We start from the raw sequence: 26381 nt of genomic DNA on the forward strand, positions 1-26381 counted from the left end.
ACCGCGGATAGATTCGCGAAAGGCTCCCCTACCTCAGTTTCTTGCCCGTCGCTTGAAGATCGTTCAATGGGGTGAGTAAGCTGATGACGTCTCGCCTCGATCTCACCTCGGTTTTCGAAACAATGAATCGCTTCTGCTTGCCTGCTTTCGCTCTCCTGCTTCTCATGACCTCGGCCGCCAAAGGGGCCGATATCCAGATCCCCGTCATCAAAGATGGCGAGGCGCAGATCATCAAAGAGCTGGAGGATTCGGACTACTGGATCCGACATGACCTGTGGGTCGAAACTGAGTTTGATCTGGATGGCGACGGAAAGCTGGACCGAATGCACGTCAGCGTCACCCGGCCGACGCAGACCGACACGCAATCGCTGAAACTTCCAGTCGTCTACAACTCCAGTCCTTACTTTGCGGGGACCACCGGTGCTGACGAAACCTACTTCTGGGACGCACGGCAAGAACTGGGCGACGAACCGCCAAAACGATCCGCTGCCCCCGCGATCGAACGCGAGGGAACACGTCCGATCATCTCCAAACGCCATGTCAAAGACTGGCTCCCTCGGGGGTTTGTCGTCGTTCACTCGAGCGCCCCAGGGACCGGCCTCTCGCAAGGTTGCCCAACGGTTGGTGACGATCCCGAAGCGTTGGCTCCCAAAGCCGTGATCGATTGGTTGTGTGGACGCGGCAAAGGATTCACGGAACCTTTCGGAGGTGAACCTGTGGAAGCCTATTGGTCTTCGGGCAAAGTCGGCATGACCGGGACCAGCTACAACGGAACGATCCCACTGGCGGCCGCAACGACCGGAGTCGAGGGGCTGGAGGTCATCATCCCGGTGGCTCCCAACACGTCGTACTACCACTACTACCGATCCAATGGATTGGTACGCCATCCCGGTGGCTACCTCGGGGAAGACATCGACATCCTGTACGACTTCATTCACAGCGGTGGCACCGAAGAGACTCAAGCGTACTGCGATTGCCACGTGCGGGACGAGCAGATGATGGCCCACCAAGACCGAGCAACGGGTGACTACAACGATTTCTGGTACTCGCGCGACTACCTGAACCGAGTCGATGGGGTGAAGGCCGCCGTCCTGATGGCACACGCATTCAATGACTGGAACGTGGTTCCAGAACACAGCATTCGCATCTATGAAGCGTTGAAAAAGAACGGTGTCGAAACCCAACTGTTCATGCATCAAGGCGGGCACGGAGGACCTCCACCGATCAGCATGATGAATCGCTGGTTCACTCACTATCTGTTTGGCGAAGACAATGGCGTTGAGAAAGACGCGAAGTCGTGGATCGTTCGGGAAAACGATGAACGCACCAAGCCGACCGAGTACCCGGAATACCCACACCCGGAAGCAAAAGACGTTGTGGTCTATCCGGTTCCAGGTGCTCCCCAGCGAGGTCATTTGCAGACGGCACCTGCCAAAGAACCAATGACGGAACTGATGGCTGAAACGCTGGTGGACAACTTTTCATTCTCCGGCGAAGCACTGGCTCAGGCCGAATTCACGGAACATCGTTTGATCTATGCAACCCCCGAACTGAGCGAAGCGGTTCACCTCTCGGGGACCCCGCGAATCAAACTGCGACTTGCCTGCGATCGTCCTGCCGCCAACTTGAGCGTCTGGTTGGTCTCGCTGCCTTGGAACGCGAAGAAGAATTCCAAGATCACCGACAACATCATCACTCGCGGCTGGGCCGATCCACAGAACATCGACTCCATGCGTGAGAGCAAACCGCTGGTCCCGGGCCAGTTCTACGACATCGAATTCGACCTGCAACCCGATGATCAGGTGATCGCCAAAGGGCAGCAAATCGGGCTGATGATCTTTTCCAGCGATCGCGATTACACACTGCATCCCACGCCGGGCACGAAGCTCACGATTGATCTGCAGCAAACCCAATTGAGCTTGCCAATTGTTGGCGGAACCCTGCCGCTCGAAACCGAGAACTGACCCAAGACACTGCCACCCACTCGATTAGAGAGTCCCCGATCGGTTTGGAGACATGGTGCAAGGACGGAAGGAATAGGATGGCAATGGCAAGTGGAATGGAAACGATCGGAACGTCGCTGCGAGCAATGGCAGAGACGTTGCCCGAAGACGGCCACGTGATGCCCGCGTTCTTCATCGGCCACGGAAGCCCGATGAATGCGTTGGAAGACAACGAGTTCACGCGCGGCTGGAAAGCGGAGATGGCCGATGTGCCCAAGCCAACTGCGATCCTCTGCGTTTCCGCTCACTGGCTCACCCATGGCACTTGGGTCACCGCGATGGATCGCCCCAAAACGATTCACGATTTCGGTGGCTTCCCCCCGGAACTCTCAGCCGCACAGTACGCAGCCCCGGGTGATCCCGAGTTGGCGGGACTGGTTCGTGAGACGGTCCAGGGAGCCTCCATCGGTTTGGACCAAGGTTGGGGATTCGACCACGGCACTTGGTCTGTGCTGAAACCCGTCTTTCCGAAGGCGGACATTCCCGTGGTGCAAGTCAGCATCGACATCGCGAAACCCGGCGAGTGGCACTATCAATTAGGCAAACAACTCAACCGTCTTCGCCGCCGTGGTGTGCTGATCATCGGCAGCGGCAACATCGTCCACAACTTGAGGTGGATGGACGCTCAAAGAATCGATCAAGGATTCGATTGGGCGATGGAAATGAACGAGATCACCAACGGCCTGATTCTCAATCGCGATCATGCGAAACTGTGTGACTACCAATCGCTGAGCAAGTCTGCGGCGCGAGCGATCCCGACCCCGGACCACTACTACCCACTGCTTTACACGCTGGCTTTGCAGGGGCCCCAAGAAGATGCCAAGATCTTCAATGACAAGGCGTTTCTAGGATCCATCACAATGACCTCTGTGCGGGTCGGATGACCAGACAATTCGTCATTCGCTTTGAACCTGGACCGTCTATCGCGACATGAAATGCGTCTCCCGCCAACGTCGAACTCATGTCGACACCGAGGCTGGACTGGAGACCCGTTCGCGACGAGCGAAGTCGAGCGAACTCCTATACGATCACGTCATGCACGACTTGCGTGGGGCGATGTGCCGTGATGATTTGTTCTTGGTTGCCGTGGGGGTAGACGACCTCCTCGTGGTTCAAACCGAACAGATGCATCACGGTGGCTTGGAAGTCGTTGGGCGTGACTTTGTTTTCAACGACATGATGCCCAAAGTCATCGGTCTTGCCGTAGGTCATCCCGCCGCGAACGCCGCCCCCGGCCAGCCAAATGCTGAATCCCTGACCATTGTGATCGCGTCCCGCTTTCTCGGGCGAGCCATGCTCTTGTGTCACCGGCAGCCGACCGATCTCCCCGCCCCAGTGAACCAAGGTTGAATCCAACATGCCTCGCTGGCGAAGATCAGCGACCAGGGCCGCCGTGGGTTGGTCCGTCTTTTGACAGATGGACGTCAAACCCGTTTTGATGCTGCTGTGATTGTCCCAGGGTTGATTGTTGTGGAACAGTTGCACAAACCGAACACCGCGTTCGACCAACCGTCGAGCCAACAAACAACGTGTGCCATATTCGCGAGTCTCTGGCCGGTCCAGGCCGTACATGGTGTGCGTCGCGGCGGTTTCTTGCGAAATGTCCAAGGCATCTGTGGCCGCGGTTTGCATGCGAGCCGCCAGTTCATAGCTGGCGATGCGAGCTTCCAGATCCGATTCGCCTGGGTGAGACTGCAAATGCGTTTGGTTCAGCTCTTGCAAGAAGTCCAGGTTCTGTCGCTGGAACTTTCCAGCGAGATGGGGTGGTGGTTGCAGGTTGAAAATCCGCGGTTCCTTGGGCCGCAGCACGGTTCCCTGAAACATGGAGGGCATGAACCCGTTGCTCCAGTTGCTTGCGCCATCGACCGGTGGCCCGCCGGGATCCGCCAAGACCATGAACGCGGGCAAGTCCTGTGACTCGCTGCCCAACGCGTACGTCAACCATGAACCCAGCGTTGGGCGCCCCAGCACCGCTGGGATCCCGCCATGAAAGTATCGGATCGAAACCTCGTGGCCGTTCGCTCCGGTATGCATGCTGCGAATCAGGCAAAGGTCATCGACGATGCCCGCCGTGTGTGGCAACAACTCGGACAACTCCATTCCACACTGGCCGTGCTTTTGAAATTGAAAGGGGCTGCCAAGCAGTTTCTTGCTCGCTTCATTGACGAACGAAAACTGAATGTCGCCCGTGTAATCGGTCCCGTCGTATTTCGTCAGTTCCGGCTTCGGATCGTTCAAGTCCATGTGCGAGGGACCGCCATGTTGGAACAACGAAATCATTGCCTTGGCACGCGGCTCAAAGTGCGGCTTGCGTGGCAACAGATCGCTGGACGGCACCGCTTTGAGGACCGGGGGCTTCGCCGACGCGGACTCTTGATGCAGCATCCATTGCAACGCCAACGCCCCCACGCCCATCCCGGTTTGTTGCAGGAGTTGGCGGCGGGTACCGGGGACAGAAGGGGAATCCATGGGCAAACGCTCCGGAGTCATTCGATGTAAAGAAATTCGTTGGAATTGAGCAGCATCTGGCAGAGATTGACCAGGACTTGCTCGCCTCGTGATCGCCCCGGCGGCGTGCCTTGGAGATCATGGGACATCAGGACCAATTGATCGCTGGCAAAACGCAGCGACATTTCCAGTTCCGCTTCGCTGGCAGGTCGCGACAAAACGATCTCCCATGCGGCATTGATTTGGGCCGGCAACAACTGGAGGTCCGATTCAGGTCCCTGGAAACCAGCCACCGAGTCATGAATGACAGACGTCGCATCGATCGGCGTGAACGTCAATTCCAGCGACCAAGTGAACGAATCAGATGTTTCATTGGCGATGCAGTCGGTGACAAAATCGATCGTTTCTCCCGACTGAACCGCAAACGCAGCCACCGGGGTTTCGACCTTTCGATTCTTACTCTGCCAGTCCCCCTTCCAACCACTCGAAGAAAAGATTCGCGAACGCACACCGTCTCCATTGGCACTGCCATGCTGCAGTGTTCCCGCGATGTGAAGTTGCCCGGCGGCAGGCGCTGTCCAGCGGCGGATCGCTGGATGGGCGGGGTCGCCAGGGTGCCCACCACCCGCGTTCAGAATGGACCATCCAAATACAGCGTCTGGAACCGTTGGACCGCCCTGCCACGACGTTCCCGTGAAATGAGGCAAGTCAACAAAGTCCTGGACCATGCCGGCCTCCTCGTCCACTCGGCCGGATCCGTAACGCCAAGCGAGTGGCGGCAATTCTGGCGCCCACGATGCGAGAACTGGATCACCGATCAAGGCTGTTTCGGCAGCTCGCTCGATCGCCCGGTCCGCGACAAGGGCCGCCTGCTCGAGCACAAAGGCCCCGTTCAGCATCATCAACGACTGGGGCGCAACAGTCGTCACGGGACGCACGTCGCAGTTGACGCCCATCACTGGTGCGTCAAACGTTTGCAGCATGCCAACCGGTTGGCTCCGTCGGACTCGCGCGTAAATGCTGCGTCGCGGTTGGTTCACGTCGACGCGAACTTGGCCGGTTTCATCTTCCGCAACCTCCACCGGCGGTCCATGAAGGGTCAGATCCAGACTGCCAGAAACCGCCAGCATTGAATCTCGCAGGATTTCGGCGTCGACACGCTGCAGTGACTTTCGCCAATAGAAACGATTCTCCGCATCCATCGTCTCGCCCTGCGAATGACGCAGCGAACTCTGACGCCATGTCATCGAGGTCAAGATCTGACGGTGCAGACGCTTCAAGCTCCAACCGTGCTCGACGAAATCACTGGCCAACCAATCAAGCAACTCAGGGTGAGTGGGCTTGTCGCCCAAGAGCCCAAATTCGCCCGGTGTCGCGACAATCCCACGCCCGAAGTGGTGCATCCACATCCGATTCACGATGGCTCGCGCGGTCAACGGGTTGCTTTCATCCGTCAACCATTTTGCGAACGCCAACCGCCGCCCCGTCGTCGGCAGCTCGGGATCATTGACTGGAAACTTCACCTGTGCCCCTTCGGCGGAAGCAACGGTCAAGGCAGCCGGTTCAATCACCTGTTTGGGCTGATTGAAATCACCGCGATGAAACAAATGGCTGACGGGGACATGGTCCGCAGGTTCGACAAACGCCTGAACGAACTGTTCGACTGGCTTTTGAGCTCGCAAGTCAGCGATCTTCGCATCGTACTCCTTCAATTTGGCAGCGGCTTCCGGACGGTACTGATACAGAACCCCCGCCGTGATGTTGATGCTCGGATGATTGGCCAGCAGCTTTTTCTGCTCTGCATCGCGTTTGTCCTTGGACGTTTCATAAGCTGCCCTCAACTGGGAACGAAGTGGTTCCTCGAACTTCAGCAGTTTTTGCTCGAACACCTCTTGAATGAACACGGCTTGCTGGCTGGCACGCTCAGCAGCGACGCGACTGACTTCGCTTTCCATTTTGGCTGCCGCCGCGCGATCTTGTTCGGTGGCCAGCGAAACCAACCTTCCTGCGGGCGGCTTCCACGCCTGCCAATCCAACACGGGCTCGAAGACGGCTCGCAACGCAAAGTAATCCGCGTGTGAAATCGGATCGTAGCGGTGATCGTGACACTGGGCGCAGTGAACGCTCGACCCCAGCAACGTCGAGCAGACGATCTGCAACGTGTCCGCGATGACTTTGTTGCGAGCTTCAGGACTGTTGTCGCCGCTGCCCGTTCCGTCGGCTGCCATTCGTAAGAACCCGGTGGCGGTCAGCAGTTCCACCTGACGCGGCGTCCAATCGCCCTGCTTGGGGCCAGCCAGTTCGTCGCCCGCAATCTGTTCATGAATGAACTCGTCGAAAGGTTTGTCGTCGTTGAAGGCGTTGGTGACGTAATCACGGTAGCGCCATGCCCACTGCCGGTTGCTGTCGGCCACGGTGTAGCCGTCGCTATCGGCGTACCCTGCCGCATCCAGCCAATGCCGGCCCCAACGCTCGCCATAGTGAGGTGACCGCAACAACTGCTCCACCAAGTTTTCAAACCACAGCGGGTCTGCACTCTGAAGCCAAGGTTCGATTTGCTCGATCGTCGGTGGCAGACCAAGCAAGTCGTTGTAAACACGCTGCACCAACGTGGATCGATCAGCTTCGTCAGAGAAGGTCAAACCAGCAGGCATCTCGGCGGCGATCAACGCATCGATCGGCGAACGGATGCGTTGGTCGCGAACGTCGGTCGGAACGGGCACGTCCGCGATCGGTTGATAGGCCCAGTAATTCCGCTCTTCTTCGGTGATTGGAATCCCGGGATCCAGATGCTTGGGTTCCTCACGCAGTGTCTTCGCACCCGCCCCAATCCAAGCCTCTAGAACAGCAATCTTTTCGTCCGAGACATGTGCTTCGCCAGGCGGCATCTCGCCCTCACGGACGAGCTGCAACAACAAACTAGCCTCAGGATCTCCCGGGACCACCGCTTCTCCCGAATCGCCACCGGAAACCATCCGGTGCACCAACCGCAAGTCCAGTCCGCCTTCGAGCTCTTCGACCGCGCCATGGCAATCGAAGCAAAACTCGCGCAAGATCGGTCGAATCTCGGTCTCAAAAAAGGGAGACTTCGCAGCGCATGTCGATCCGCACATGAGAACGAGCAGACAGCCGACGAATGCAAAGCGATACGGGCATCGTGAAGCCAACCAGAGGCGCATGGCTCAATACCGATCGTCGAGGTGGGAATTGCGAGGCAGGTTTTTCTAGGCGGGGCTAATTCGGCAGAGACGAACTAGATCCGACATTATGCCCCCCAAGGAACCCAATATCAACGACGGACGGACATCACCCAGTCAAATGCCCGGTGATTGAAAACGAATTTTGTTTGTGTAACAACGCAACTTCAGCCCGCCATCGGGGTTCACTGACACGGTCAGCACATCCCCTTCATCTTTTCTCGCATCGCTGCTGGCGATGCATTGTTCGATCGCGCGTTCATCCAACGGCACCACGAACAAGATGAACTTTGCTCGTTTTCGATTGCTCCCCATTCAAAATGACCTTTTTTCGCCTCCTCTACGCAATCGTCTTCATCGCCTGCTTCTCGTCCAATGTGTTTGCGCAACCTGGAAGGAGAGGCCCAGTTACCCCCATTCCGTTTGAAGCCGATCAAGGCTTCTTGTTGATCGATGGTGTGTATCTGGATCCGCCGTACCTGATCGACATCTCCGCCGATGAACAATCCGTCGTGATCAATGGGACCCCGTACAGCACCCATTACTTTGATCTCTCACATTTGAGTCAGCAGCGTCCCGGAGAGGGTCGTGGGGCAGGAATCGGGCGCGGACCTGGAGGACGCCGAGGAAACGGTGGCGGGCCAAGACTGAACAGAAACCCCGCCGAAAACGAATCTCCCACCGGAAAAAACCAATCCGTTCGTCATTTCGTCCGAAGCCTGCAAACACTGGAACTGGGAGCCATTCATGTCCTCGACCAAGGACAGCAACCTTGGGAGCTTTGGCCAGAACAGAGCGGTCACGAATTGCTCGAAGGCTTGATTGCCAACTCGAACGGCGAAACCCAACAAGCTGAAATCCCCGACCAAACGGTCAGTTTAGGTTTCACCGAACGATGGGAAAATCTGGTCACCCACTTTGAACCCAGCGGGAATTTTTTGGATCGAGCCGAAGGCGTCGTTGCGGAAGTCAACCAACTGGAAGCCCAAAGCGCCGCGGTCCATGCGGCCAACCAATGGATGGCATGGCTCAACTACCCGATGACCATGTTGGCATTGGTCCTCGTCGTCTTTGCCGTGGGACATCTGATGGCAGAAGCATCCCAGCTCTTCTCCTCATCCGCAGAACCAACCGACACACCATCCGCCAGCAAGAGATTCGTCATCTCGCTGGTGATCATCGGTCTGATGTCCGGCATTGATCTCGTCTGGACTTTGATCGCCCATCAATCCGGGACGATGCGAGAGCTGAACCCAGTCGGCGGCCGACTGATCGAAGACCCGTACACTCTGGTGGCGTTCAAAATCTTGGTCACAAGCATCTCCATTTCTCTGCTGTTTTACCTCCGACTGCAGCCACTGGCCCGCAAAGCAACCTGGTGGTGCTGCTTAGTGCTCACGCTCTTGACCGCACGTTGGTTGACCTTTCAATCGTTGTTCGCATAGGAAAACCAAGCAACCAACGAAAGTGCTTGGGATGAGATGCTGGTGGAAGCGCGAGAGTGGGTCAATCGGCCTCTCCCCACCGTCGACCGCGCCAAATGGGAAGCGGACATTTCGCCGGAGTCACCGGTGACTTTGCAGCCTTGCTTTCCAAGTGATCCCTTCCCCCGCTTCAATTCAGTTCGTGGATCGTGTTGTGGATCACGCGATGAATCGGCTCTCCGTCCACACCTCGCAAATCCATCTGAATCTCCATGCACCACGTCGGCTTCAACTCGGGAAGCTCCAGCACGACCTCGCGTTGCTCAGGATCCCAGCGGGCCGAGGCGACCTCGATGGTTTGCGTATCAAAGTGCTCGGAACCGTAGTTCTTCGATCGCTTGATGTTCCAACGACTGATCGAAAAACTTTCAGGCGAGACCGACTCAGGATCAACCTCGTCGCTCAAACCGATTCGCACTGTCGTCCCGCGACAGTTCAGACTCACCGGCACGTGGATCGGTTTACCGGTGTAGCGAACCCGGTAAAAACCACCGTCGGCTTGCTGGGTTCCCGCCCACGAGTACATGCCGGTCACGTACAAGTCACCATCTCCGGGATGGAATCGTCCACGCATGATCCCGGTGGGGAATTGCGGTAGTGGCAATTCACACATCCCACCCTGCATCTGATCGCCAATGATTTCATGCGGGGCAACATACAGTTTGCCGTAGCCGTAGGACATGTTCAGCAGAGAACCTTTCAGCGGCCCCCACTTGTCACTGGTCACCCACAGCAACTCCGCCGGCGAACGGTCGAACGAATTGGTGATCCAACACATCGGCGGCTCCATCGCGGAGTCGCTTGGATCGGTCACGTCGTGATACCCCAGCATGTTGCCATAGAACCGGCCCGGACGAACCCAGTTGATTCGGTTCTTCGGGTTCCAATGTCCCTCTTGGTCCGTGACGAAAAAGGTGCCATCGTCGTTGCGGCAAACGCCGTTGGCGGCACGAAAACCATTCGCGAGAATCTCGGTCGACGATCCGTCCGCAGAAACCTTCAGCAACGTCCCATGATGCGGAACAATCGCGGGCAACGCGTGGCAAGCCGACTTGGCATAGTAAAAGTTCCCATCGTCATCGCATTGCAATCCCATCGCGAATTCATGGAAGTGGTCGGTGACGTAATGATCGTGGTTGAAACTCTCGTAGTAGTCCGTTTCACCGTCGCCGTTGAAATCATGCAGGCGGCAAAGCTGGTCGCGACAGGTCACGAAGATCTCGCCGTCACGAATTTTGATCCCGAGCGGTTGAAACAACCCTGATGCGATCCGTTGCCAGGTCACCTCCGGTTGATGCAATCCGGTGACCTTCCAGACGTTCCCGTCCCAGTCACTCAGCACGGCGGATTCACCATCGTCCAAGAAGTCGACACCGGTCAATCGCATCCGGCAGAACCATGGATTGTTCACCGGGTACTGAATCGTATCGACCGCGAAAGGTCCGCCATCGTCCGCGGTTGTGATCTTCGTGGTGACGATTTCGGGCCAGCGTTTCGCATTCTCGCTCGTGGACGCCGCCCATTCCTTTGCCGAGCGAGCGGCGGGATCGATTCCTTCGATGAGTTCGCCAATGATTTGTTCTGCGTCTGTTTTGTTCTCGCACCGAACGGCATGAACCGTGAAGTCTCTTGCATTCGCGTTTGGCATCAATGCCAGTCGAATTTGACCGTCGGCAAATTGCCACTCCAGTTGGCTGACATCCCCCGTGACGGCGAATACCAACGCCTCAGAACCATCCTCGGAGCTCGACCAAACCGCCTTTGTGTGGTCCGCATCCATCAACATTTCGCCCTCTTCACGATCAGCCACCCGCATCGTCAACCGATGCTCATTGGCATCCACGGAAAGCGAGCGTTGAAAAATGGCTTTCTCACCCAGTTGCTCCAGCGTCGGCCGCTCATAAACATCGATTCCACCAACGCGGTAGTGCAAGATCGTTTCCATCCCGTTGACGTAGGTTCCTTGGTAGTCGATCCAGTCGCTCGGCAACGGGCCATAGAAGCGACCGTCTCGTCCCGGTTCGCGGACCTCGTCGAAGGAATCGTTGTCAGGGTTCGCCCACCCAGGACCGTTTGCGTTTTCAAACACCACCTCGCCGACGATGCGCGGGTGTCTCCGATGGACACCGTTGAAGTTGATCCCGTTGTAATCAATGAACTCATCGCCCAACCAAGCAGCGGCCACTCGCATCGTGTCGTGCTCATAAACGACGCGATGTTCTCCTCGCGTGATCCCGCCCCGACCTTGGTCGAGACGAATGGCGTGCCCTTTGTAGGCAAAATTTTTCGCGTCGTCGCCGATCTCAACCGTCGCCATCAAGTTCGGGCCGTAGTCCATTTCCCGCCACGACTCGATCAGCGATGGTTCTGGACCGCGTGTGTCGCCCTTGGGCAGACTCGCCAGGTACTCTTCGTTCACCCGAGCAAACTGAGTTGGGTTGCGATCCTTCAGGTACGCATGACGGATGTAGTGAATCACGTCGTACTTCTGCTGCGGCACCAAGTTTCGCTGCGGCAGCATCAAACCAAACCCTTTGGTGATGGTTTGGTACATGCTGTGAGGGTCGAATCCATTCTTGAATTTCCCCGACGCAAATCGCAACGACGTCGGCAATGAACCTGGGGCATCAACCGTGCCATGACAATTCACGCACGTCCGGTTGTAGATCGCTTCGCCACGCTTCATCGCTTGTTGATCCAGCGAAGCGAGAATGCCGGCATGGTCGATGTGCGATTCGTATTCCGGCAATGGCTCGGCCATTGGCATGACCTCCGGCTGCAACTCGCTGGCCCGCGCCGCACCACCATCGCGAATTTCGATCAGGTACCGCACCAAATCCAAAAACGCTTGACGGCTGCCGATTTGTCCCGCGACACCTTCGGGCATGACTGACAATTCGCTCGTTGCGACGTCTTCGATGTCATCCGCGCTGACTTCGACCGTTTTGCCTGTCGATGGATCGCGCAATTGGACCGACTGATCGGACTGAGCCACGAGAACACCGGTCAGCACTTTTCCATCGACGGTCAGAACTTGGACCGTCTCAAAACCCTTTGCGATGCTCCTTGACGGATGAAGAATCGCATCGACGATTCTGGAATTCGACAGGTCTGGATTTGGCGAGGCGAGATTTGGCCCCACGTCGGCTTGTGCCTTCTCCGCCGAATCATTGACGGAATGACAATTGGCGCACGACATCGTGGGGGTGAAGAACACCACCGCGCCACGTGCGGCGTCCCCGCCTGACACAGCGTCCGCGGCGAGCTTCTCAGGCGACTCGAACATCAAGGCCTGCAATACCGCTCGGTCGTCCTGTGCCCTCGCAGGGGATCCAATGCTGAACAACAGCAGCATTCCGAAAATGATGATTCGATTCACAAATCGTTTTCCCTTGGAGGCCAGGCAAAGCATTGCTGCCCAAAACAGTCGGCTACAGAATAGCCATCGCAGCGATTTCTATCTTCCGCTTTTTGGAGCAGTCGCACCAGGAGAACGCCACCGATGAGTGGGAATTCCCACCCGCCGCCGGGCCGCTAAGATATCGCGACCGTCCCTTTCAGCTTTTGAAGTAGCGATTGCGTTTTTTGGTAACCCGAAGCATGACGGCTTGTTGATTGATTCAACTTTCGGTTCCTCATGTGAGCCGTTTGGGCGTTGGCCCCGGTTCTGTGGTGGAACCGAGGCCAACGCCCCAACGGCTGACTCAATCGACAGCCCGTTGCGTGTCGGGACACCAGGAACTTTCCTCGCTCACGCGTCGGTTTTCCAAGACAACACCGCTCCAAAACGTTCCGCTCGGGATCTCCAGCCACTCTTTGAGACGCCATGAAAGCCGCCACGATCAGCCAACTCAAGAAAGAACTCGCCAAGCTGGATGAGGATGAGTTGCTCGACGTTTGTGTCCGATTGGCCAAGTTCAAGGTCGAGAGCAAGGAACTGCTGACGTATCTGCTCATGAAAGCGGACGACGAAACAGGTTACGCCGATGAATTGTGCGACGAGATTGACCAGCACCTCAGCGTCTCCGGCAAGATCCACAAAAAGACGCTTCGCAAAGTCGTCCGCTGGATGGACAAGTCACTGCGGTTCTCCGGCGACAAAGAAACCGAACTGCAAGTCCGGATTCACTTCTGCCAGCGAATCAAGGAAAAACGAATCAGCTTCGGTGGTTGCCGCGTCAGCCAAAACATGTACGAGACACAGCTCAAGAAAATCGACAAGGCGATCGAAAAAGTCCATCCCGACCTGCAGTTCGATTTCAACAGGCAACTCTCGGGGCTGTGAATTTCTTCAGACCCAACCAGGCTCCAACGACCGCGGCGACAATCGCCGAGCCGATCAGGATCATTGATGATCCGCTTCGTGATCGCGTGTACTGAAAATCCAATGTGCCTTGTGCCAACGTGATGTCCGAAATGCTTTCCAGCAAATCCGCTCGTGTCACTTGGTCGGTTGAAAACGTCGGTTTTTCGGACAAGGCATAGACCGTCAGGTGGTACTGCTTCACACCCGGTCCCTTCGATTTCATCGGGTCGTATCCCGCGTGGCCTTTGTCGTTGATCCCAACCTTCCCAATGCCACTCGCATTTTGCGGCAGGCTGGTGACATCCGCGGGGATGTCGTAGACCAGCCAATACGACTTCATGTCGCCAGGACCGGGCGTGTGCCAAAGATTGAGCGCATAACACTGAGTCCCTTCTGGCCCTTTCGACCAAGCAATTGGTGGTGACTCACCCGCCCCATCGCCGGTGAACTCGAGCGGCAATTCGTTGCCAGCAGCAAACGCCGGGCTGGTGACTTTCAATCGAGACGTTTGATCGGCGTCGGGACCGCCTTCTGTTCCTGAACTGTCGGCTTGCGGAAGAAACGGTTTGCCCATGCGACTGCGATAGGTTTCGCTTCGCGTTTCACCCGATGGTTCCTGGAACGTGAAGTCGACCGTGCTATTGTCTTTGACGACATAGGTCACCGATCCCTGTCGGCCTTCCACGTCGTACACCAACTCAAAACGATTGCCCGTCTTGCTGAATCCCGTGATCACGGCACCACGCAGCGGTCGCAGATCAGGACGAATCGGTTCGGCACGCGGTTGCGGATCCACCTGACCGCCACGCTGGGTCACTTCCCCGTAAAAGCCACCATTCAAATACGGGTAGGTCTTTTGTGCGTGATAGTGGTAGTTGCCGGAGGCATCCTTGTGCCCGCCGAGATCATCGAGCGGTGCAAAATCACTCGCCTTCGCATCCTGATAACCAAGGATCGGATAACCGTCCAAAGCATAGCCAATCGGCTGGCCTTTTCCTGTTGTTTCCTCCAGATGAACCGGAGCGATATGGTAGTGGTAATCATCCCCGCGACCGCAATGACCACCGTATTCATCCAGCTCGCCAAACAAGTAGGCATCATCACCACGATTGTTCAGCGGGTTGAAGATCGGCACGCCGTTGACGGCCAGAGCAATCGCACCACGCAGAAAATCGTTCTTGGTCGACATCGGATTCTTTGCGGGAACCGGATGCAACGGAATCTGCCACGCATTGTTCCCGAGGTACTTCTGCGGGATCGGCACCTGTTGCTGCCACGAACGAATGCCAATCATCATTGGATGTTCCGGCAACCCATTGGAACCGACATAGAGAAAGTCCTTGTCCCAGCGAAGCTGCAACAACTTCTCAAAGGGCTGGAAGTGCGCCCCGATCGCTGGCATCGCCTCGTTCGTCGCAGCATTCTCTGAGCTAGCTTGCACCGGTTGGTTCACCGCCACGAGCCGAATCGCGTGCTGTCGATTGAGAGTTTGAATCTCTTCCACGCGCTCCTGAACCCAGGCTTGGTCTGCAGCAACCAGACGTTCGATCGCGATGTCCGTGAGTGCTCCATCCTCACGGCGGATTTGAACCTCGCCATCCTTCGCTGAAACAAACGACCCGTGCAGGTACGATCCATTTGATGCGATCGACCAAGTTCTTGATGGAGTCGACGCGTGTGAATGCCCGTGATGCCCGCCTTCGTGAGCGGCGACGTGGGCGGTCGCCATCAGACAAAGCAGGCTCGCAATCGCGGAGATGAGTGATCGTGAGTACATGAGCATAGCATTCATTTCAAGGATGGTTCGGAAGGGGTCAACGAGGTCTTCGACGAGGCCCACTCGGAATGATGTCGTTCAAATTGGAAAAGTCAGGGCGAGCCTTTCCGTCCGGCGGTGTGGTCACGACATGTCGAAAAATGACGGTGTTGTCGATCTCGACATCTTCCGTCCAAATGAAACGCGCGCCCTCAAAGTCGTGCTCGAAGAACGGTTCCTTCGGATCGATCTGCGCCTGCGTGTACTCCGTCGCTTGGTCCCACGATTCATCATCAAAATCGACCGCGTACCAGTCTTCCGGGATGGGAGTGTTTTCAACCCGCGGGTTCTTGGTGTCTCGATCGATGGGGCCTCGAGAAAAGGCCTTGGCTTTCCAGTCGGCGTTGGTCACCGTGCCATCGCCAAACTTCAAGATGAACCCGCCGTCGCCAATGCTCGTGTTGGCATACTCCATTCCCGTTTTGGCGTCGGCATTGTCCTTGGCCATCACAGCAATCGTCATCGGGTAGTCCGGAAGGATGTCAACGGAGATGACGTTGTGCGGCATGAACTGGATGGAGTCGACCGCGACAAGCTCGCCATTGATGTACATGATGAACCAGTTGTCGGCGTACATGTTCGCCTGCACCGTGTCACTGATTCGCGGCTTGCCAACCTTGCCGCGACTCTCTCCCTGGCTGTAGCCCGCCTGCATCCAAACGAAACTGGTGACGGCGGTCACGCAAACGAGTGCGGCCAAGCCCAAGGCGGGTTTTAGAATTCGTTTCCTGTTCATCTATTCAAACTCCACAATGCGTTTCGGGTCGTGATGGGATTCATGATCAAAATGGTCCGCAGCAAACGTCTGTTCCTCCATCAGTGTCATCTTCAACGTGACGATGTTCCGTCCGTAGGGCATGTCGACAAATCGCATCTCACGAATTTGGCCACTGGATGCGGTGTAAAGAATTTCAACTCGTTCCGGCCCTAGGAAGCCTCGCTTCTTGATCGCCACCATCCGCCGGCTGGTCGCCGTGTTGGCTTCGACGTCCTGTTCGTGGACCTCGTTTGTTTGGCCTTCTACCGACAACAATTTCAACTCATAGGCTGTGTGCAAAGCGTCCAAACCGTCTTCGATGTTGTTGATCGGTAGCGATCGTTCGTGTCCGGGAAGGTCTCGATGGAATCGCGTCAGGTCGTTGCTCAGGCGAACCGGTCCGTCCGGACGAACCGCCCAACTGGTCGCGCCATTGCTGCCCGTGACGAAGTAGACACCTGGCTCCACTTCCCGCTTCAACACGAACTGATCCGAACCTCGAACATCCAAAATCGCGTTATCCAAAGAAGGCTTCAGCGGGCGTCGATGCTCCGGCGAATCACGTCTTAGATCGTCCTGAGCCGCGCTCTCTTCCACTGAAATCAAGAACGTCCGATCCAATGACAGGCGGTTGGCCGCGATGATGCGATTGAGTTCCATCACCGCTGCGGATGCCGAAGTGGTCCCCAAGCCATTCCAAAGCAAAGCCACGCTGATCAACACCAGGCACGCGGTCGTCGCCAATGCAATCGCGGATCGCCCCCAAACGTTTCTAGAGTGACTGGTTGGAGTGACCACGTTGGGCCGCTCGTCTGCTTGCTCGGGCCGTGGATCATTGACCGTGGATTGCCCGGCTGTCGATTGCCCGCTCATGGAATGCTCAGCCATGAACTCGTTCGTCGTGAATTCCTTCGTCGTGAATTCATTGCGAAGCCGATCATGCAGCAACATCGCCGAGGCGAATCGCTGGGCGTGCAGCGGGTCGGACTTGATCCACTGATTCAGTTGCTGAAATTGTTCCTGCGACAGCGATTCGTCCAGGTAGCCGTCAATCAAATTTTCGATGGCAAGGCTCATGACATCGCCTCCAGGCTCTTGCGTTCAACACATGCTCTCACGCGATCTCGAATTCGTTGGAGTGCCTTGGCGACGGAATTCGCTGACATGTCCACTCGTTCGGCAATGGCCGCGGGCTTCATGTCTTTCTGATATCGCAACTCGAACAGGTGACGAGCACGGTTCTCCAAACCGCCCAGGCATTCCGTGACGAAATCCAGTTTCGCTGATTCTTGCTGAGCCACGGTTGGAACCGCGATCGCCAAACAAGCGATCGCATCGTCGTCGAACACCAAACGGTCTTTCCGCCGGTTTCGCATGTACAAACTCAGCTGATTCCGAGCGACACCAATCGCCCAAGGCACGAACGGAAGCTCAGGATCATAGGAGTCATACGACTCGATCACAGCGACGGCGACTTCCTGCAGCACATCATCGCGATCACGGAAATCACGAACCATCGACGTCACAAACGCCGAAACAGCGGGCTGTGCCAGTGTCCATTGCCGAGTTGCCTGTCGTGCGGTTTCGTCCATTCCATCCTCCGTCCAGAGAAGTGCTCACACCGTTACTTAACAAGACGGTCCAGTTTATGACCGAGAAAACTTCTGAAATGTTCGAAATCGCCCACGGCACGACGCATCCCCGTTTGCCACCGCGAAGCAAAACCGCCTCGCCTCGACTATCTTGGTGGCCCCCTCCAACTCTCCCCAGAACATTCTCCCCCCATCCACGAATTGACATGACATTCGCAATTCACCGCTGCGTCCAATCACGACCAGCCAGATCCTTCACCCCATTCCTCGCCGGGGCCAGATTCCTCTCAGGAGCCAGTGCACGAATCTCGTTCATCTTGCTCCTGCTGCCTACGATGGTGGCGCTGGCCCAAGAGAGCTATCCAGTTCACCCCGACACCGTGGCGAAGGAAGGCGTTCCCCGAGGAGTGGTGACGGCCCATCGATTCACCGACAGCACGGTTTATCCAGGCACGGAACGCGACTACTTCGTTTACGTGCCCGCCCAATACGACGAGTCCTCCCCGGCCGCGTTGATAGTCATGCAAGACGGCGCCAAGTACGTCCGCGAAAAGGGCGAGTATCGATTGCACCATGTCTTCGACAACCTGATTCATCGCGGCGAAATGCCGGTCACGATTGCCGTCTGCGTGAACCCCGGTGTCGTTCCCGGTGGCGAGGGGGCTCAGGATCGTTTCAATCGCAGCTTTGAATACGACACCGTGAGCGATCGCTACGCTTCATTCCTGATCGATGAGTTGATCCCCGAAGTCCGCAAATCCTATGCGATCACCGACGATCCCAACCTGCGAGCCCTCGGTGGCAGCAGCAGCGGCGCGATCGCGGCGTTCGGTGTTGCCTGGCACCGGAGTGATCAGTTCCGCCGAGTCTTCAGCACCGTTGGCACCTACGTCGGGCTGCGAGGCGGAAACGAATACCCGACCCTGGTTCGCAAACACGAACCCAAACCGCTGCGAGTCTTCCTGCAAGACGGCAGCAATGACTTGAACATCTACGGCGGCAGTTGGTGGCACGCGAATCAAACGATGCTGGCATCCCTGCAGTGGGCCGGTTACCAAGTCAAAAACGTCTGGGGTGAGGGCGGCCACAACGGCAAACACGGCGCAGCGATCTTTCCCGATGCAATGAAATGGCTGTGGAAAGACTTCGATCGTCCCATCGAAACCAACGTTTCAGAACATCCTGAAATCAAAGACCGCTTGATCGAAGGCGAATCGTGGAAACTGGTCAGTGAAGGCCACAAATACACCGAAGGCCCCGCCGTCGCGCCCAACGGCGACGTGTCCTTCATCGATGGGCCACGAGGCGAAATCTGGAAGATCGCTGCCGGCACGAACAAGGCGACCAAGTTTGTTGACGACCTGCCGGGCGTTAGCGCGTTGATGTACGACGCGGCCGGCCGTCTCTACTGCGCACGAAACAAAGCCCTGACCGTGACACGGATCGATCCCGATGGCCGACGCACTGATCTGTGCTCGGGCGTTTCCTGCAACGACTTGGTTGTGCTGGAACATGGCATCTACTTCACCGGTCCCACCGAACAAGCGGTCTGGTACTTGCCGATCGACGCCGATGGAAATCCCCGAGGTGATGGCAAACCAATCCAAGCCGGCAAAGGACCCAAGAAACCAAACGGATTGATCGTCACACCCGACCGACGATTTCTGATGGTCGTCGATGCAGAAGGCCGCTACGTGTGGTCCTACAAAATCGACTCCGCGACGGGACAACTCTTGTACGGCCAGCCCTACAGTTACGTCCACACGCCGCAAGACGACATGATCGGCGGGGCCGACGGAGTCACCATGACCAAGGATGGGTCACTCTTGGTCGCCACCAAATTAGGCATTCAAATCATCGACCCGCCTGGCCGAGTCCATCTGATCCTTTCGCGTCCCAGTTTGTCCGGCAAGCTCTCCAACTGCGTGCTCGCCGGCGAGAACATGTCCACGCTGTACGTCACCTGCGGCAGCAAAGTGTTTTCAAGAGAGACCAAGCTCGACGGCATCGCCCCCTGGCAACCCGCGGTCCAACCGCCCAAACCACGACTGTAGTGGTCTGTCACGACTTATTCTGAGTGTAGTGGACGAGGCAACGAGTCCTGAACTGGCGTCAAATCCGAGGACTCGTCGCCTCGTCCACTACGATCAACTCTAACTTTTAGCTGTGACAGACCACTGGATTGGCAGGCGAGTGAGCTTTGAAGTTGCACTTTCGCAGTCGGTTTTGTTGGCCAACGGCCAACATCAACCCACACGTTTTGGATTGAACTTGGCCGTTGGCCATTCAACGAAAAAACGCAATTTCAAAACTCACGCGTCGGGTTTCCAACCCGACGCACCTTCAAAACTCACTCAGGAGCCAGAGTTGACGAAACGAGAGATGGATCAAAAGGCAGCGATCATGGTCGTGATCGAGCACCTGGGCAACATTCCCCCCGGCACCAAGTGTTCGGCGGTGCTGTTTGACCGCGAGCGAATCCGCCGGGAAAAGGAGTTCTACGCAAAGCTCTACAGCGAGAACGGTGTGCATGACCTGGAGATCCTGCAAGCGATGGTGGCCGCCAATGTGCCCAACGATCCCTACTGGTTGGTCTCATTGAAAACCAGCGACGGAGCGATGGGAGACATCACCCAACTGCACCGAGTCGACGACCGCACCGGAAAGATCATCCCCGATCCAGCCTAAGCAGGTGGGCAGGAATGATCGGACACAACCATGTGAGCCGTTTGGGCGTCGCCCCGGTTGGACGTGGGAACAGCGACGTTTGCCAAAACAGTTCCAATGCCGAAAGACTCCTGCTGGCCTGCTCTGAAAAGTAGGCCGGACCAAGGAGCAACGCGACGCCGCTCCGGCAACGCATGCTGCGGGTGCCTGCCACCACCCAGCTCAATCGATACCGAAGTCTGTTTGATCCACGCTTTCCCATTCCTGTTGAACATACTCCGCGGCTTCTTGGGGGACCTTCAATTCAAAGTTTGGATCTCGGTCATCGTTCACCGTTTCATACTCGCTTCTCAGCACATTGGGACGAAACAACAGGTCTTCCCCGGCAACGATCCGAAACCCGAGGCTCGCGAGTTCTCGATCCGTCATGTCGGTCGTCCCTCTCCACATCACCGTCGCTGTTTCTCCCGAGAACAGCTTGGACACAGAGTCGAAGATCATTTGCTGCCAGTCACGCATCGACGAGTGGATGGCGGCACGATGAATGAGAGCCATACCAAACACCGGATGCTCGATCCCCAGTTCCTTCCGATACTCGGCGAATGGAGCGGTTGGCTCAAGTATTGCCGAGCAGACATTGTGCCACCCCTGCGAATCCGCATCACAGACTTCCCAGACATTCATCCCCTCGTCCTCGGCTCGCGAGATATCGAGGTAATCGACCGCCAACCGAGCTGCGACCACCTCGCCATTCTCGCTCTCGCTTGACCGACAGATCACCGAGAGTTCGTGCGGGCGAATGTAACCGTCCGGATCGACTGGCTTCGGGTAGAAGACTGAACGCAACTCGATTCTCATGAGATCCCTTTCCTGCGGATTGTAAACTGGCCCCCCATCATTCACGATCAACACCCTGGAAACCACCCACGTCCACGGTATTCACCGCACTCGCCGGCGCAACAAAGATGCAGAGAATCCTCCGGCAGAGAACCGAGACCCTCCGACGCATGCGTGAACTTCGGTTCCGAGGGTAAATGGTAGGCATCGTCAAGTCCTTCAATCAATTGCTTCGCGGCGCAGTGGGTCACGCGTGCACCTTGATGCACAATGTGCGAGAAACCTGCTCAAGACGACCACCTGAACTCCTTGCTCTCAAACGACCGCGATGAATTTCTACCAAACGCTCCTCCGGCCGTTGCTCTTTTCACTCGATGCGGAAACAGCCCATCACTTGGCAGTGGAAGGGTGCCGATGGATGGGCGTGTTGCCCGGGGTTACCAATGTCGCACGGCGGTGCCTGGAGTCTCACGATCCCATCTTGAAGACCGAAGTCGCCGGGCTCCGATTCGACAATCCAATCGGACTCGCGGCCGGGTGGGACAAGAACGGGCGTGCCTTGCGAATGCTGGACGCCTTGGGATTCGGGTTGGTTGAGATCGGTTCCGTGTCGGCCAGAGAGTCAAACGGCAACCCAAAGCCAAGACTGTTTCGGCTACCACAGGACAGCGCCGTGATCGTGAACTATGGCCTGCCCAACGATGGCGCCGAAATCGTTGCCGAACGACTGAGATCGCACCGCGGTCGCGTCCCGCTTGGTGTCAACATCGTCAAGACCAACGATGGAACAAACGCACCCGCGTGCTGCGACGAGCAGATTCTGAGCGACTACGAATTCAGCGCGCGGCAACTTCATCCACATGCGGATTACCTGATGTTCAATCTCAGTTGTCCCAACGCCCAGGGCGGCAAGAGCTTCTTTGCCGAACCTGGCAATGTCAAACGTTTGCTCGAACGTTTGGCTCCGCTGCAGATCCAATCTCCCGTCTTTCTCAAGATTGCACCCAACAAGGATCCCGGTCATCTGGATCGCTTGCTCACTCAGTGCGAACGCTTCGACTTGGTACGTGGCTTCTGTTTCAACCTGCCCTCGAAAAAGCCACCGCTTTCGGTCGCACCGGAACATCTGATCGACAAGCCTGGTGCCGTGGCGGGCCGCCCCGTCACTGCATTGATCAACGATTGCATTTCGGAACTGTACCGCCGGATGGATCGCGATCGATACATTGTCATCGGTGCCGGAGGTGTCTACACCCCGCAAGACGCGTACGACAAAATCCGTCTCGGTGCTTCGCTGGTTCAGGTTTACACCTCCATGATCTACGAAGGCCCCGGTGTCGTGAAACGCATTTGCACGGGCTTGGCGGAGCTCCTCAAACGCGATGGTTTCGCCCATGTGAGCGAGGCCGTCGGGACTGCACACAAATGAACATCCCCTGTTCGATCATTCAGGAACGATCGGAAAATCACTTCCCATCCAAGAATTTGCTGCCTCGACTCCGATGGCAGGTGCGCTGCACTTGGTAAGCTGGGCGATCAGTCAAAGCCAGCGAGTTCAGCCTGTGAGATCACGCTTTGATCAACCGCATCACTTGGAGCAACCTTCGAAATGACGAACCAACCCAACTTGCAGCCCGCAAACGAATCGAGAGGTTCGTCCCGCAGAAAATTCATCCAGACGACTTCCGGACTCGTCGCCGCTGGTGCTGCGGTATCGCCAGCTCATGGATGGTCCGATGACACGGCTGATAGTTCCACGCGAGTGCTGATCATCGTCGGCCCCAGCGGCCATCCGCCGGGCACGCACGAGGTCGCAGCCGGGGGTCGGCTGATGAAACACGCCCTCGAACAGATGGAGAATCTGCCTGGGATTCAAGCGGACGTGGTCGAAGGCTGGCCCGATAAGTCGCTTCGCGATGCCGCATCAACCGTTGTTTTCATCGGGGATCTGTTCCCGCCCAACCGCCTTCCCAACCCGCAGCAGAACCTTGCCGACCTGGATGAAATGATGCAGCGAGGCGTGGGCATCGCATGCATTCATTATGCGACGGGCTTGCTGGGGGAGGATGTCACGCCGGATGGCGACCACCCGCTGTTGCGATGGATGGGCGGTTACTTCGCCAACCGTTCCTGCCCCCACCACGAATCGTTCGCACGAGTCTTCGCCCAAGCGACCGTCACTCCTGTGGAGACCGACCACCCGGTCACGCGAGGCTGGAACGAGTTCACCCTTCGTGACGAGCCCTACTTCAACAACTACTTCGGTGCAGAGGGAAACCAACTTGCCCCGAAGGCAACCGTGCTGGCGACATCGATGTTGCCACCCGAAGCGCCCAAACGAGAAACCGTCGCGTGGTGCATCGAAAGAGAAGACACCGGCCGCGGATTCGGCGTCGTGATGCCGCACTACTACAAAAACTGGCGTGACGAAGACCTGCGACGACTGATCCTCAACGGAATCGTCTGGAGTGCCAAGGTCGAGGTTCCGGCGGAAGGCGTGAAAACCGATTCGCCAAACCTAGCCGACTTCGATCCGAAGTCGGTTTAAGCAGGACGGCAAGCATGATCGGGCATCACCATGTGAGCCGTTTGGGCGTTAGCCCCGGTTATACGTGGAAGCAACGACGCTTACCGAAACAGCCCAAATGCCAAAAGACTCCTGCCGACCTGCTTACCTCGGCGGGAAACGCTTTGATTCATGAAGTGAAACCGCAATGATCGGCTCCGCCGCCGACTGGATCAACTCCACCAACTCGTCGTCCATGAACTGGTAATCGTCCGGAATGTCCAGCACATGCATCGGCTTGAACTTGGCTTCGCCAGGAAAGGCGGCCAAGATCCGTTGTCGATGTTTACCCAAAGGAAAAACATGACTTGGTTGACAGAGCTTACCGGAATCGAGGAAGAATCGCCTGAACAGGTTCGCCGAGAATTATCGATCGAAAGCGATCAAATCGTTTGCCCCAACGGAAAACGATTTGCGTTCGGACGTTTGGAAACACCGAAGTTATCGGAACTTCGCCAAACCGTTTCGCAACTTGACGTTCGGACGCATCCGTCGACGATTCGCGAACACGTTGGCGACGTTCGCCAGTTGCACGCGGACTCGGCCAACGCGGGCGATCTGTTCCAAGTCGCGTCACAATTCAATCTGTTGGAAATGACCGGCCCTTCGGTCACTCCTGAACGCGGCGTCGGCATCTATGAGAACGACCCAACGCAAGGCCCGGCGTGCGCGATCGCGTGCGGAGCCGGCACGATCTATCGCAACTACTTTGCACCGTTCGGCGACCGCATCGGCCAATCCGCCGACCATCAAATCGACTGCTCCGCCAATCTGGGAAGCAAACTCGGCAACCAAGACGGCCAGCTTTGGCAAATGCAAAACGGCTATCTTTTCCCGTCCGACGATGGCCTTCGCCGCATCACGGATCGTCTCCAATCGGCAAGCGAATCGGACTTGGACGAACTTCGCGGCGAGTTGCAAATCGGCCTGCAATGGCAAGCCGACGTGACGCTTCCGGGTGCTGAACATCGCGTCAGCCAAGCGTATTGCTCCGCGCTGCCGGTTGCCTACGGTGGCCAGCGTGCCAAGTTGTGGACGGACTTTGCCAAACTGATCCTCGACGCCGCCTATGAAGCCACACTACTGGCCGCTGCTATCAACGCGTCACGCACCGGCGTCAACGTCGTCTACCTCACGCTGCTCGGCGGAGGCGTGTTTGGCAATGACGACGCCTGGATCATCAGCGCGATCGAAAGAGCGTTTTTAAAAACGAAGTCGCACGGTCTCGATGTAAGAATCGTCTCGTATCGGCAATCCAAACCTGCGGTCTCGCAGTTCTGCAATCGCATCGAATGACAACCTCAGTTCATTTGCGTTTCGCACCGTGACGCCAACCAAGCTTTCACGTCAACCGGTTTTGCGAACAGCCGATGGCAGCATTCAGCGATTAAAGTAGACCGGACCAAGGAACAACGCGACGCCGTTCCGGCAACACACGACGATCCGCTTTGGATTGCCGGAACAGCGTTCCGCTTGTTCCGGCCCACACCTCGCGGGATCACTGGGACCTGAGGGGGCGGAAACGAGAAACGCCCGCGGGTCATGCTTGACCGACGGGGGTTGATTGGTTCGCGAGAGTTTTCGCTTTTCTAAATTCAGCTCAAATCGGGGTTGGCTCGGTTGCCTGAGTGGTTCACGTCGAACGGCCAAAAACACCGCAAATAACGGCACCTGACGAACAAGCAGAGACACGTTTCGCGTCCGCTTCGCTCTGGTTTTCGGATTTGCTGGACTGGTCGGTAGCAAAATGCTACCATGTAGGTAGAGGTGATTCATGGGACAGCCAGTGAAACTATCGGACGAACTTGTCGACGACGCACGAACGGTTGTGCCGTTCTCGCAGCGAAGCATCGCCGGACAGATTGAATTCTGGGCCGGATTGGGAAAATCCATCGAACCACTTCTGCGCGGCGACCGTTCGATGTTGCTTCAGCGGTCCGGTTCCGAGCGTTCCCTTTCCCAAGCGATTGCTGATGTCGATACCGCCAAAGGTCGCAAGCAGGTTGACGCTTATCTGGAGAAGCGTCCCTATCCACATTACAAGCCTGTCCACGGCAATCAGGAGCTACTTCGACGCGTTGAAGCCGACGGCACGGAAACGATTGGTCGATTTGTCGAACGGCAGTTTGTGGAAGTCGAGAACGAACATTGAGTCTGCCGTTTGCGTTCCTTGACCAAAGGCCCATCGTTGTCGCCATTGCCGGCTCGAATGGCGCGGGCAAATCAACCTTCTTTGAATCCTTTCTTTCCGACTGTGGACTTCGTTTCATTAACGCGGATGTCATCGCTGAGGGACTGGAGATCGGCGCTTACGAAGCGGCTGAGGTGGCAGCAGCAATACGATCGTCGCTCGTGAGTCAGCGCGAGAGTTTTATCTTTGAAACGGTGCTCTCCGATCCCGTCGGCGACAAAGTAGACACTCTCGCCAGGTACGCTGAAGCGGACTACACCGTGGCGTTGATCTTTATTCAGGTGCATGATGTCGGTGAATCGATCCGACGCGTAGCGATGCGCACCAGCCAGGGTGGGCATGACGTGCCCGATGAAAAGTTAAAATCGCGATTCGAGCGAACGAAAGCAAACCTTCAGCGAGCCATTGCATGCTTGCCCCATGTCTTGGTTTACGATAACAGCGATTTGGAATTGCCTTGTCGGTTGGTACGCGTCTACGCGAACGGCAAACCGGCCAGCGACTATTGAGACCCGGA

Annotated in this window: 21 protein-coding genes; 11 read left to right on the forward strand and 10 right to left on the reverse strand. The window is 56.8% G+C overall.

The window, feature by feature from the left end; translation table 11 throughout:
- Positions 1-122: 122 nt before the first annotated feature.
- Together UH5x_RS16205 and ygiD are read left to right on the forward strand one after the other, a co-directional pair.
- Positions 123-1964: a Xaa-Pro dipeptidyl-peptidase gene (locus tag UH5x_RS16205; RefSeq protein WP_482633026.1), complete on the forward strand. Its 1842-nt coding sequence runs from the start codon at positions 123-125 to the stop codon at positions 1962-1964.
- Between the two features lie 77 nt (positions 1965-2041).
- A complete protein-coding gene (gene ygiD, locus UH5x_RS16210; protein WP_047814577.1) occupies positions 2042-2887 on the forward strand; it encodes a 4,5-DOPA-extradiol-dioxygenase in 846 nt (281 codons plus the stop codon).
- Positions 2888-3023: 136 nt separating this feature from the next.
- Here the strand turns inward: ygiD and UH5x_RS16215 are convergent, their stop codons facing one another.
- From UH5x_RS16215 to UH5x_RS16225, 3 genes are all read right to left on the reverse strand, one after another.
- The gene (locus tag UH5x_RS16215) at positions 3024-4472 is read right to left on the reverse strand and encodes a DUF1501 domain-containing protein (protein ID WP_482633027.1); all 1449 of its coding nucleotides are present in this window, start codon (positions 4470-4472) and stop codon (positions 3024-3026) included.
- 17 nt (positions 4473-4489) lie between these two features.
- Positions 4490-7504: a DUF1553 domain-containing protein gene (locus tag UH5x_RS16220; protein ID WP_482633028.1), complete on the reverse strand. Its 3015-nt coding sequence runs from the start codon at positions 7502-7504 to the stop codon at positions 4490-4492.
- A 261-nt stretch (positions 7505-7765) separates the two neighbouring features.
- Positions 7766-7963 carry a hypothetical protein gene (locus UH5x_RS16225; protein ID WP_482633029.1) on the reverse strand — a complete coding sequence of 66 codons (198 nt, stop codon included), beginning with the start codon at positions 7961-7963 and terminating at the stop codon, positions 7766-7768.
- Between the two features lie 5 nt (positions 7964-7968).
- On the opposite strand from UH5x_RS16225, the gene UH5x_RS16230 reads away from it, so the two are divergent.
- On the forward strand, positions 7969-9093 hold the full coding sequence (locus UH5x_RS16230; RefSeq protein ID WP_053061168.1) for a DUF5658 family protein: 1125 nt from the start codon (positions 7969-7971) through the stop codon (positions 9091-9093).
- A 169-nt stretch (positions 9094-9262) separates the two neighbouring features.
- On the opposite strand, the gene UH5x_RS16235 is transcribed toward UH5x_RS16230, so the two are convergent.
- Complete coding sequence (locus UH5x_RS16235; RefSeq protein ID WP_482633030.1) at positions 9263-12511, reverse strand: DUF6797 domain-containing protein; 3249 nt, start codon at positions 12509-12511, stop codon at positions 9263-9265.
- Positions 12512-12958: 447 nt separating this feature from the next.
- On the opposite strand from UH5x_RS16235, the gene UH5x_RS16240 reads away from it, so the two are divergent.
- Positions 12959-13417 (forward strand): hypothetical protein, encoded by a 459-nt coding sequence (locus UH5x_RS16240; RefSeq protein WP_482633031.1) that lies wholly within the window; start codon positions 12959-12961, stop codon positions 13415-13417.
- Here UH5x_RS16240 and UH5x_RS16245 read toward each other — a convergent pair.
- The 4 genes from UH5x_RS16245 to UH5x_RS16260 are packed head-to-tail and all read right to left on the reverse strand — an operon-like array spanning position 13392 to position 17603.
- Entirely contained in the window at positions 13392-15230 is a 1839-nt protein-coding gene (locus UH5x_RS16245) for a YHYH protein (RefSeq protein WP_482633032.1), read from the reverse strand. The genes UH5x_RS16240 and UH5x_RS16245 overlap by 26 nt on opposite strands.
- Positions 15231-15252: 22 nt before the next feature.
- On the reverse strand, positions 15253-15990 hold the full coding sequence (locus tag UH5x_RS16250) for a hypothetical protein (protein ID WP_482633033.1): 738 nt from the start codon (positions 15988-15990) through the stop codon (positions 15253-15255).
- The gene (locus UH5x_RS16255) at positions 15991-17088 is read right to left on the reverse strand and encodes a hypothetical protein (RefSeq protein ID WP_482633034.1); all 1098 of its coding nucleotides are present in this window, start codon (positions 17086-17088) and stop codon (positions 15991-15993) included.
- On the reverse strand, positions 17085-17603 hold the full coding sequence (locus tag UH5x_RS16260) for a sigma-70 family RNA polymerase sigma factor (RefSeq protein ID WP_047814569.1): 519 nt from the start codon (positions 17601-17603) through the stop codon (positions 17085-17087). Before UH5x_RS16260 ends, UH5x_RS16255 begins: the two co-directional genes overlap by 4 nt.
- Positions 17604-17920: 317 nt before the next feature.
- On the opposite strand from UH5x_RS16260, the gene UH5x_RS16265 reads away from it, so the two are divergent.
- The gene (locus UH5x_RS16265) at positions 17921-19657 is read left to right on the forward strand and encodes an SMP-30/gluconolactonase/LRE family protein (RefSeq protein ID WP_482633035.1); all 1737 of its coding nucleotides are present in this window, start codon (positions 17921-17923) and stop codon (positions 19655-19657) included.
- 328 nt (positions 19658-19985) lie between these two features.
- Positions 19986-20291, forward strand: a complete 306-nt coding sequence (locus UH5x_RS16270; protein WP_047814590.1) for a hypothetical protein — start codon at positions 19986-19988, stop codon at positions 20289-20291.
- 201 nt (positions 20292-20492) lie between these two features.
- Here the strand turns inward: UH5x_RS16270 and UH5x_RS16275 are convergent, their stop codons facing one another.
- On the reverse strand, positions 20493-21128 hold the full coding sequence (locus UH5x_RS16275) for a hypothetical protein (RefSeq protein ID WP_482633036.1): 636 nt from the start codon (positions 21126-21128) through the stop codon (positions 20493-20495).
- Positions 21129-21435: 307 nt separating this feature from the next.
- Here UH5x_RS16275 and UH5x_RS16280 point away from each other — a divergent pair, with 307 nt between their 5' ends.
- Complete coding sequence (locus UH5x_RS16280; RefSeq protein WP_482633037.1) at positions 21436-22536, forward strand: quinone-dependent dihydroorotate dehydrogenase; 1101 nt, start codon at positions 21436-21438, stop codon at positions 22534-22536.
- 180 nt (positions 22537-22716) lie between these two features.
- Positions 22717-23655, forward strand: a complete 939-nt coding sequence (locus tag UH5x_RS16285; RefSeq protein ID WP_047814564.1) for a ThuA domain-containing protein — start codon at positions 22717-22719, stop codon at positions 23653-23655.
- Between the two features lie 123 nt (positions 23656-23778).
- On the opposite strand, the gene UH5x_RS16290 is transcribed toward UH5x_RS16285, so the two are convergent.
- On the reverse strand, positions 23779-23943 hold the full coding sequence (locus tag UH5x_RS16290; protein WP_482633038.1) for a hypothetical protein: 165 nt from the start codon (positions 23941-23943) through the stop codon (positions 23779-23781).
- Between the two features lie 33 nt (positions 23944-23976).
- Here UH5x_RS16290 and UH5x_RS16295 point away from each other — a divergent pair, with 33 nt between their 5' ends.
- The 3 genes from UH5x_RS16295 (at position 23977) to UH5x_RS16305 (ending at position 26373) form a co-directional block, all read left to right on the forward strand.
- Entirely contained in the window at positions 23977-24969 is a 993-nt protein-coding gene (locus UH5x_RS16295; RefSeq protein ID WP_482633039.1) for a hypothetical protein, read from the forward strand.
- A 478-nt stretch (positions 24970-25447) separates the two neighbouring features.
- A complete protein-coding gene (locus UH5x_RS16300; RefSeq protein WP_047814560.1) occupies positions 25448-25825 on the forward strand; it encodes a TA system antitoxin ParD family protein in 378 nt (125 codons plus the stop codon).
- The gene (locus tag UH5x_RS16305) at positions 25822-26373 is read left to right on the forward strand and encodes an ATPase (protein WP_482633040.1); all 552 of its coding nucleotides are present in this window, start codon (positions 25822-25824) and stop codon (positions 26371-26373) included. Before UH5x_RS16300 ends, UH5x_RS16305 begins: the two co-directional genes overlap by 4 nt.
- The last annotated feature ends 8 nt before the right edge of the window (positions 26374-26381 follow it).

Source organism: Rhodopirellula sp. UH5 (assembly GCF_056839225.1).

Bases quoted from the DNA above. Each gene is read 5' to 3' on its own strand.
- UH5x_RS16205 (WP_482633026.1), top strand. From the start codon at position 123: ATGAATCGCTTCTGCTTGCCTGCTTTCGCTCTCCTGCTTCTCATGACC.
- ygiD (WP_047814577.1), top strand. From the start codon at position 2,042: ATGGCAATGGCAAGTGGAATGGAAACGATCGGAACGTCGCTGCGAGCA.
- UH5x_RS16215 (WP_482633027.1), bottom strand. From the start codon at position 4,472: ATGGATTCCCCTTCTGTCCCCGGTACCCGCCGCCAACTCCTGCAACAA.
- UH5x_RS16225 (WP_482633029.1), bottom strand. From the start codon at position 7,963: ATGGGGAGCAATCGAAAACGAGCAAAGTTCATCTTGTTCGTGGTGCCG.
- UH5x_RS16230 (WP_053061168.1), top strand. From the start codon at position 7,969: ATGACCTTTTTTCGCCTCCTCTACGCAATCGTCTTCATCGCCTGCTTC.
- UH5x_RS16240 (WP_482633031.1), top strand. From the start codon at position 12,959: ATGAAAGCCGCCACGATCAGCCAACTCAAGAAAGAACTCGCCAAGCTG.
- UH5x_RS16245 (WP_482633032.1), bottom strand. From the start codon at position 15,230: ATGAATGCTATGCTCATGTACTCACGATCACTCATCTCCGCGATTGCG.
- UH5x_RS16250 (WP_482633033.1), bottom strand. From the start codon at position 15,990: ATGAACAGGAAACGAATTCTAAAACCCGCCTTGGGCTTGGCCGCACTC.
- UH5x_RS16255 (WP_482633034.1), bottom strand. From the start codon at position 17,088: ATGAGCCTTGCCATCGAAAATTTGATTGACGGCTACCTGGACGAATCG.
- UH5x_RS16260 (WP_047814569.1), bottom strand. From the start codon at position 17,603: ATGGACGAAACCGCACGACAGGCAACTCGGCAATGGACACTGGCACAG.
- UH5x_RS16270 (WP_047814590.1), top strand. From the start codon at position 19,986: ATGGATCAAAAGGCAGCGATCATGGTCGTGATCGAGCACCTGGGCAAC.
- UH5x_RS16275 (WP_482633036.1), bottom strand. From the start codon at position 21,128: ATGAGAATCGAGTTGCGTTCAGTCTTCTACCCGAAGCCAGTCGATCCG.
- UH5x_RS16280 (WP_482633037.1), top strand. From the start codon at position 21,436: ATGAATTTCTACCAAACGCTCCTCCGGCCGTTGCTCTTTTCACTCGAT.
- UH5x_RS16285 (WP_047814564.1), top strand. From the start codon at position 22,717: ATGACGAACCAACCCAACTTGCAGCCCGCAAACGAATCGAGAGGTTCG.
- UH5x_RS16295 (WP_482633039.1), top strand. From the start codon at position 23,977: ATGACTTGGTTGACAGAGCTTACCGGAATCGAGGAAGAATCGCCTGAA.
- UH5x_RS16300 (WP_047814560.1), top strand. From the start codon at position 25,448: ATGGGACAGCCAGTGAAACTATCGGACGAACTTGTCGACGACGCACGA.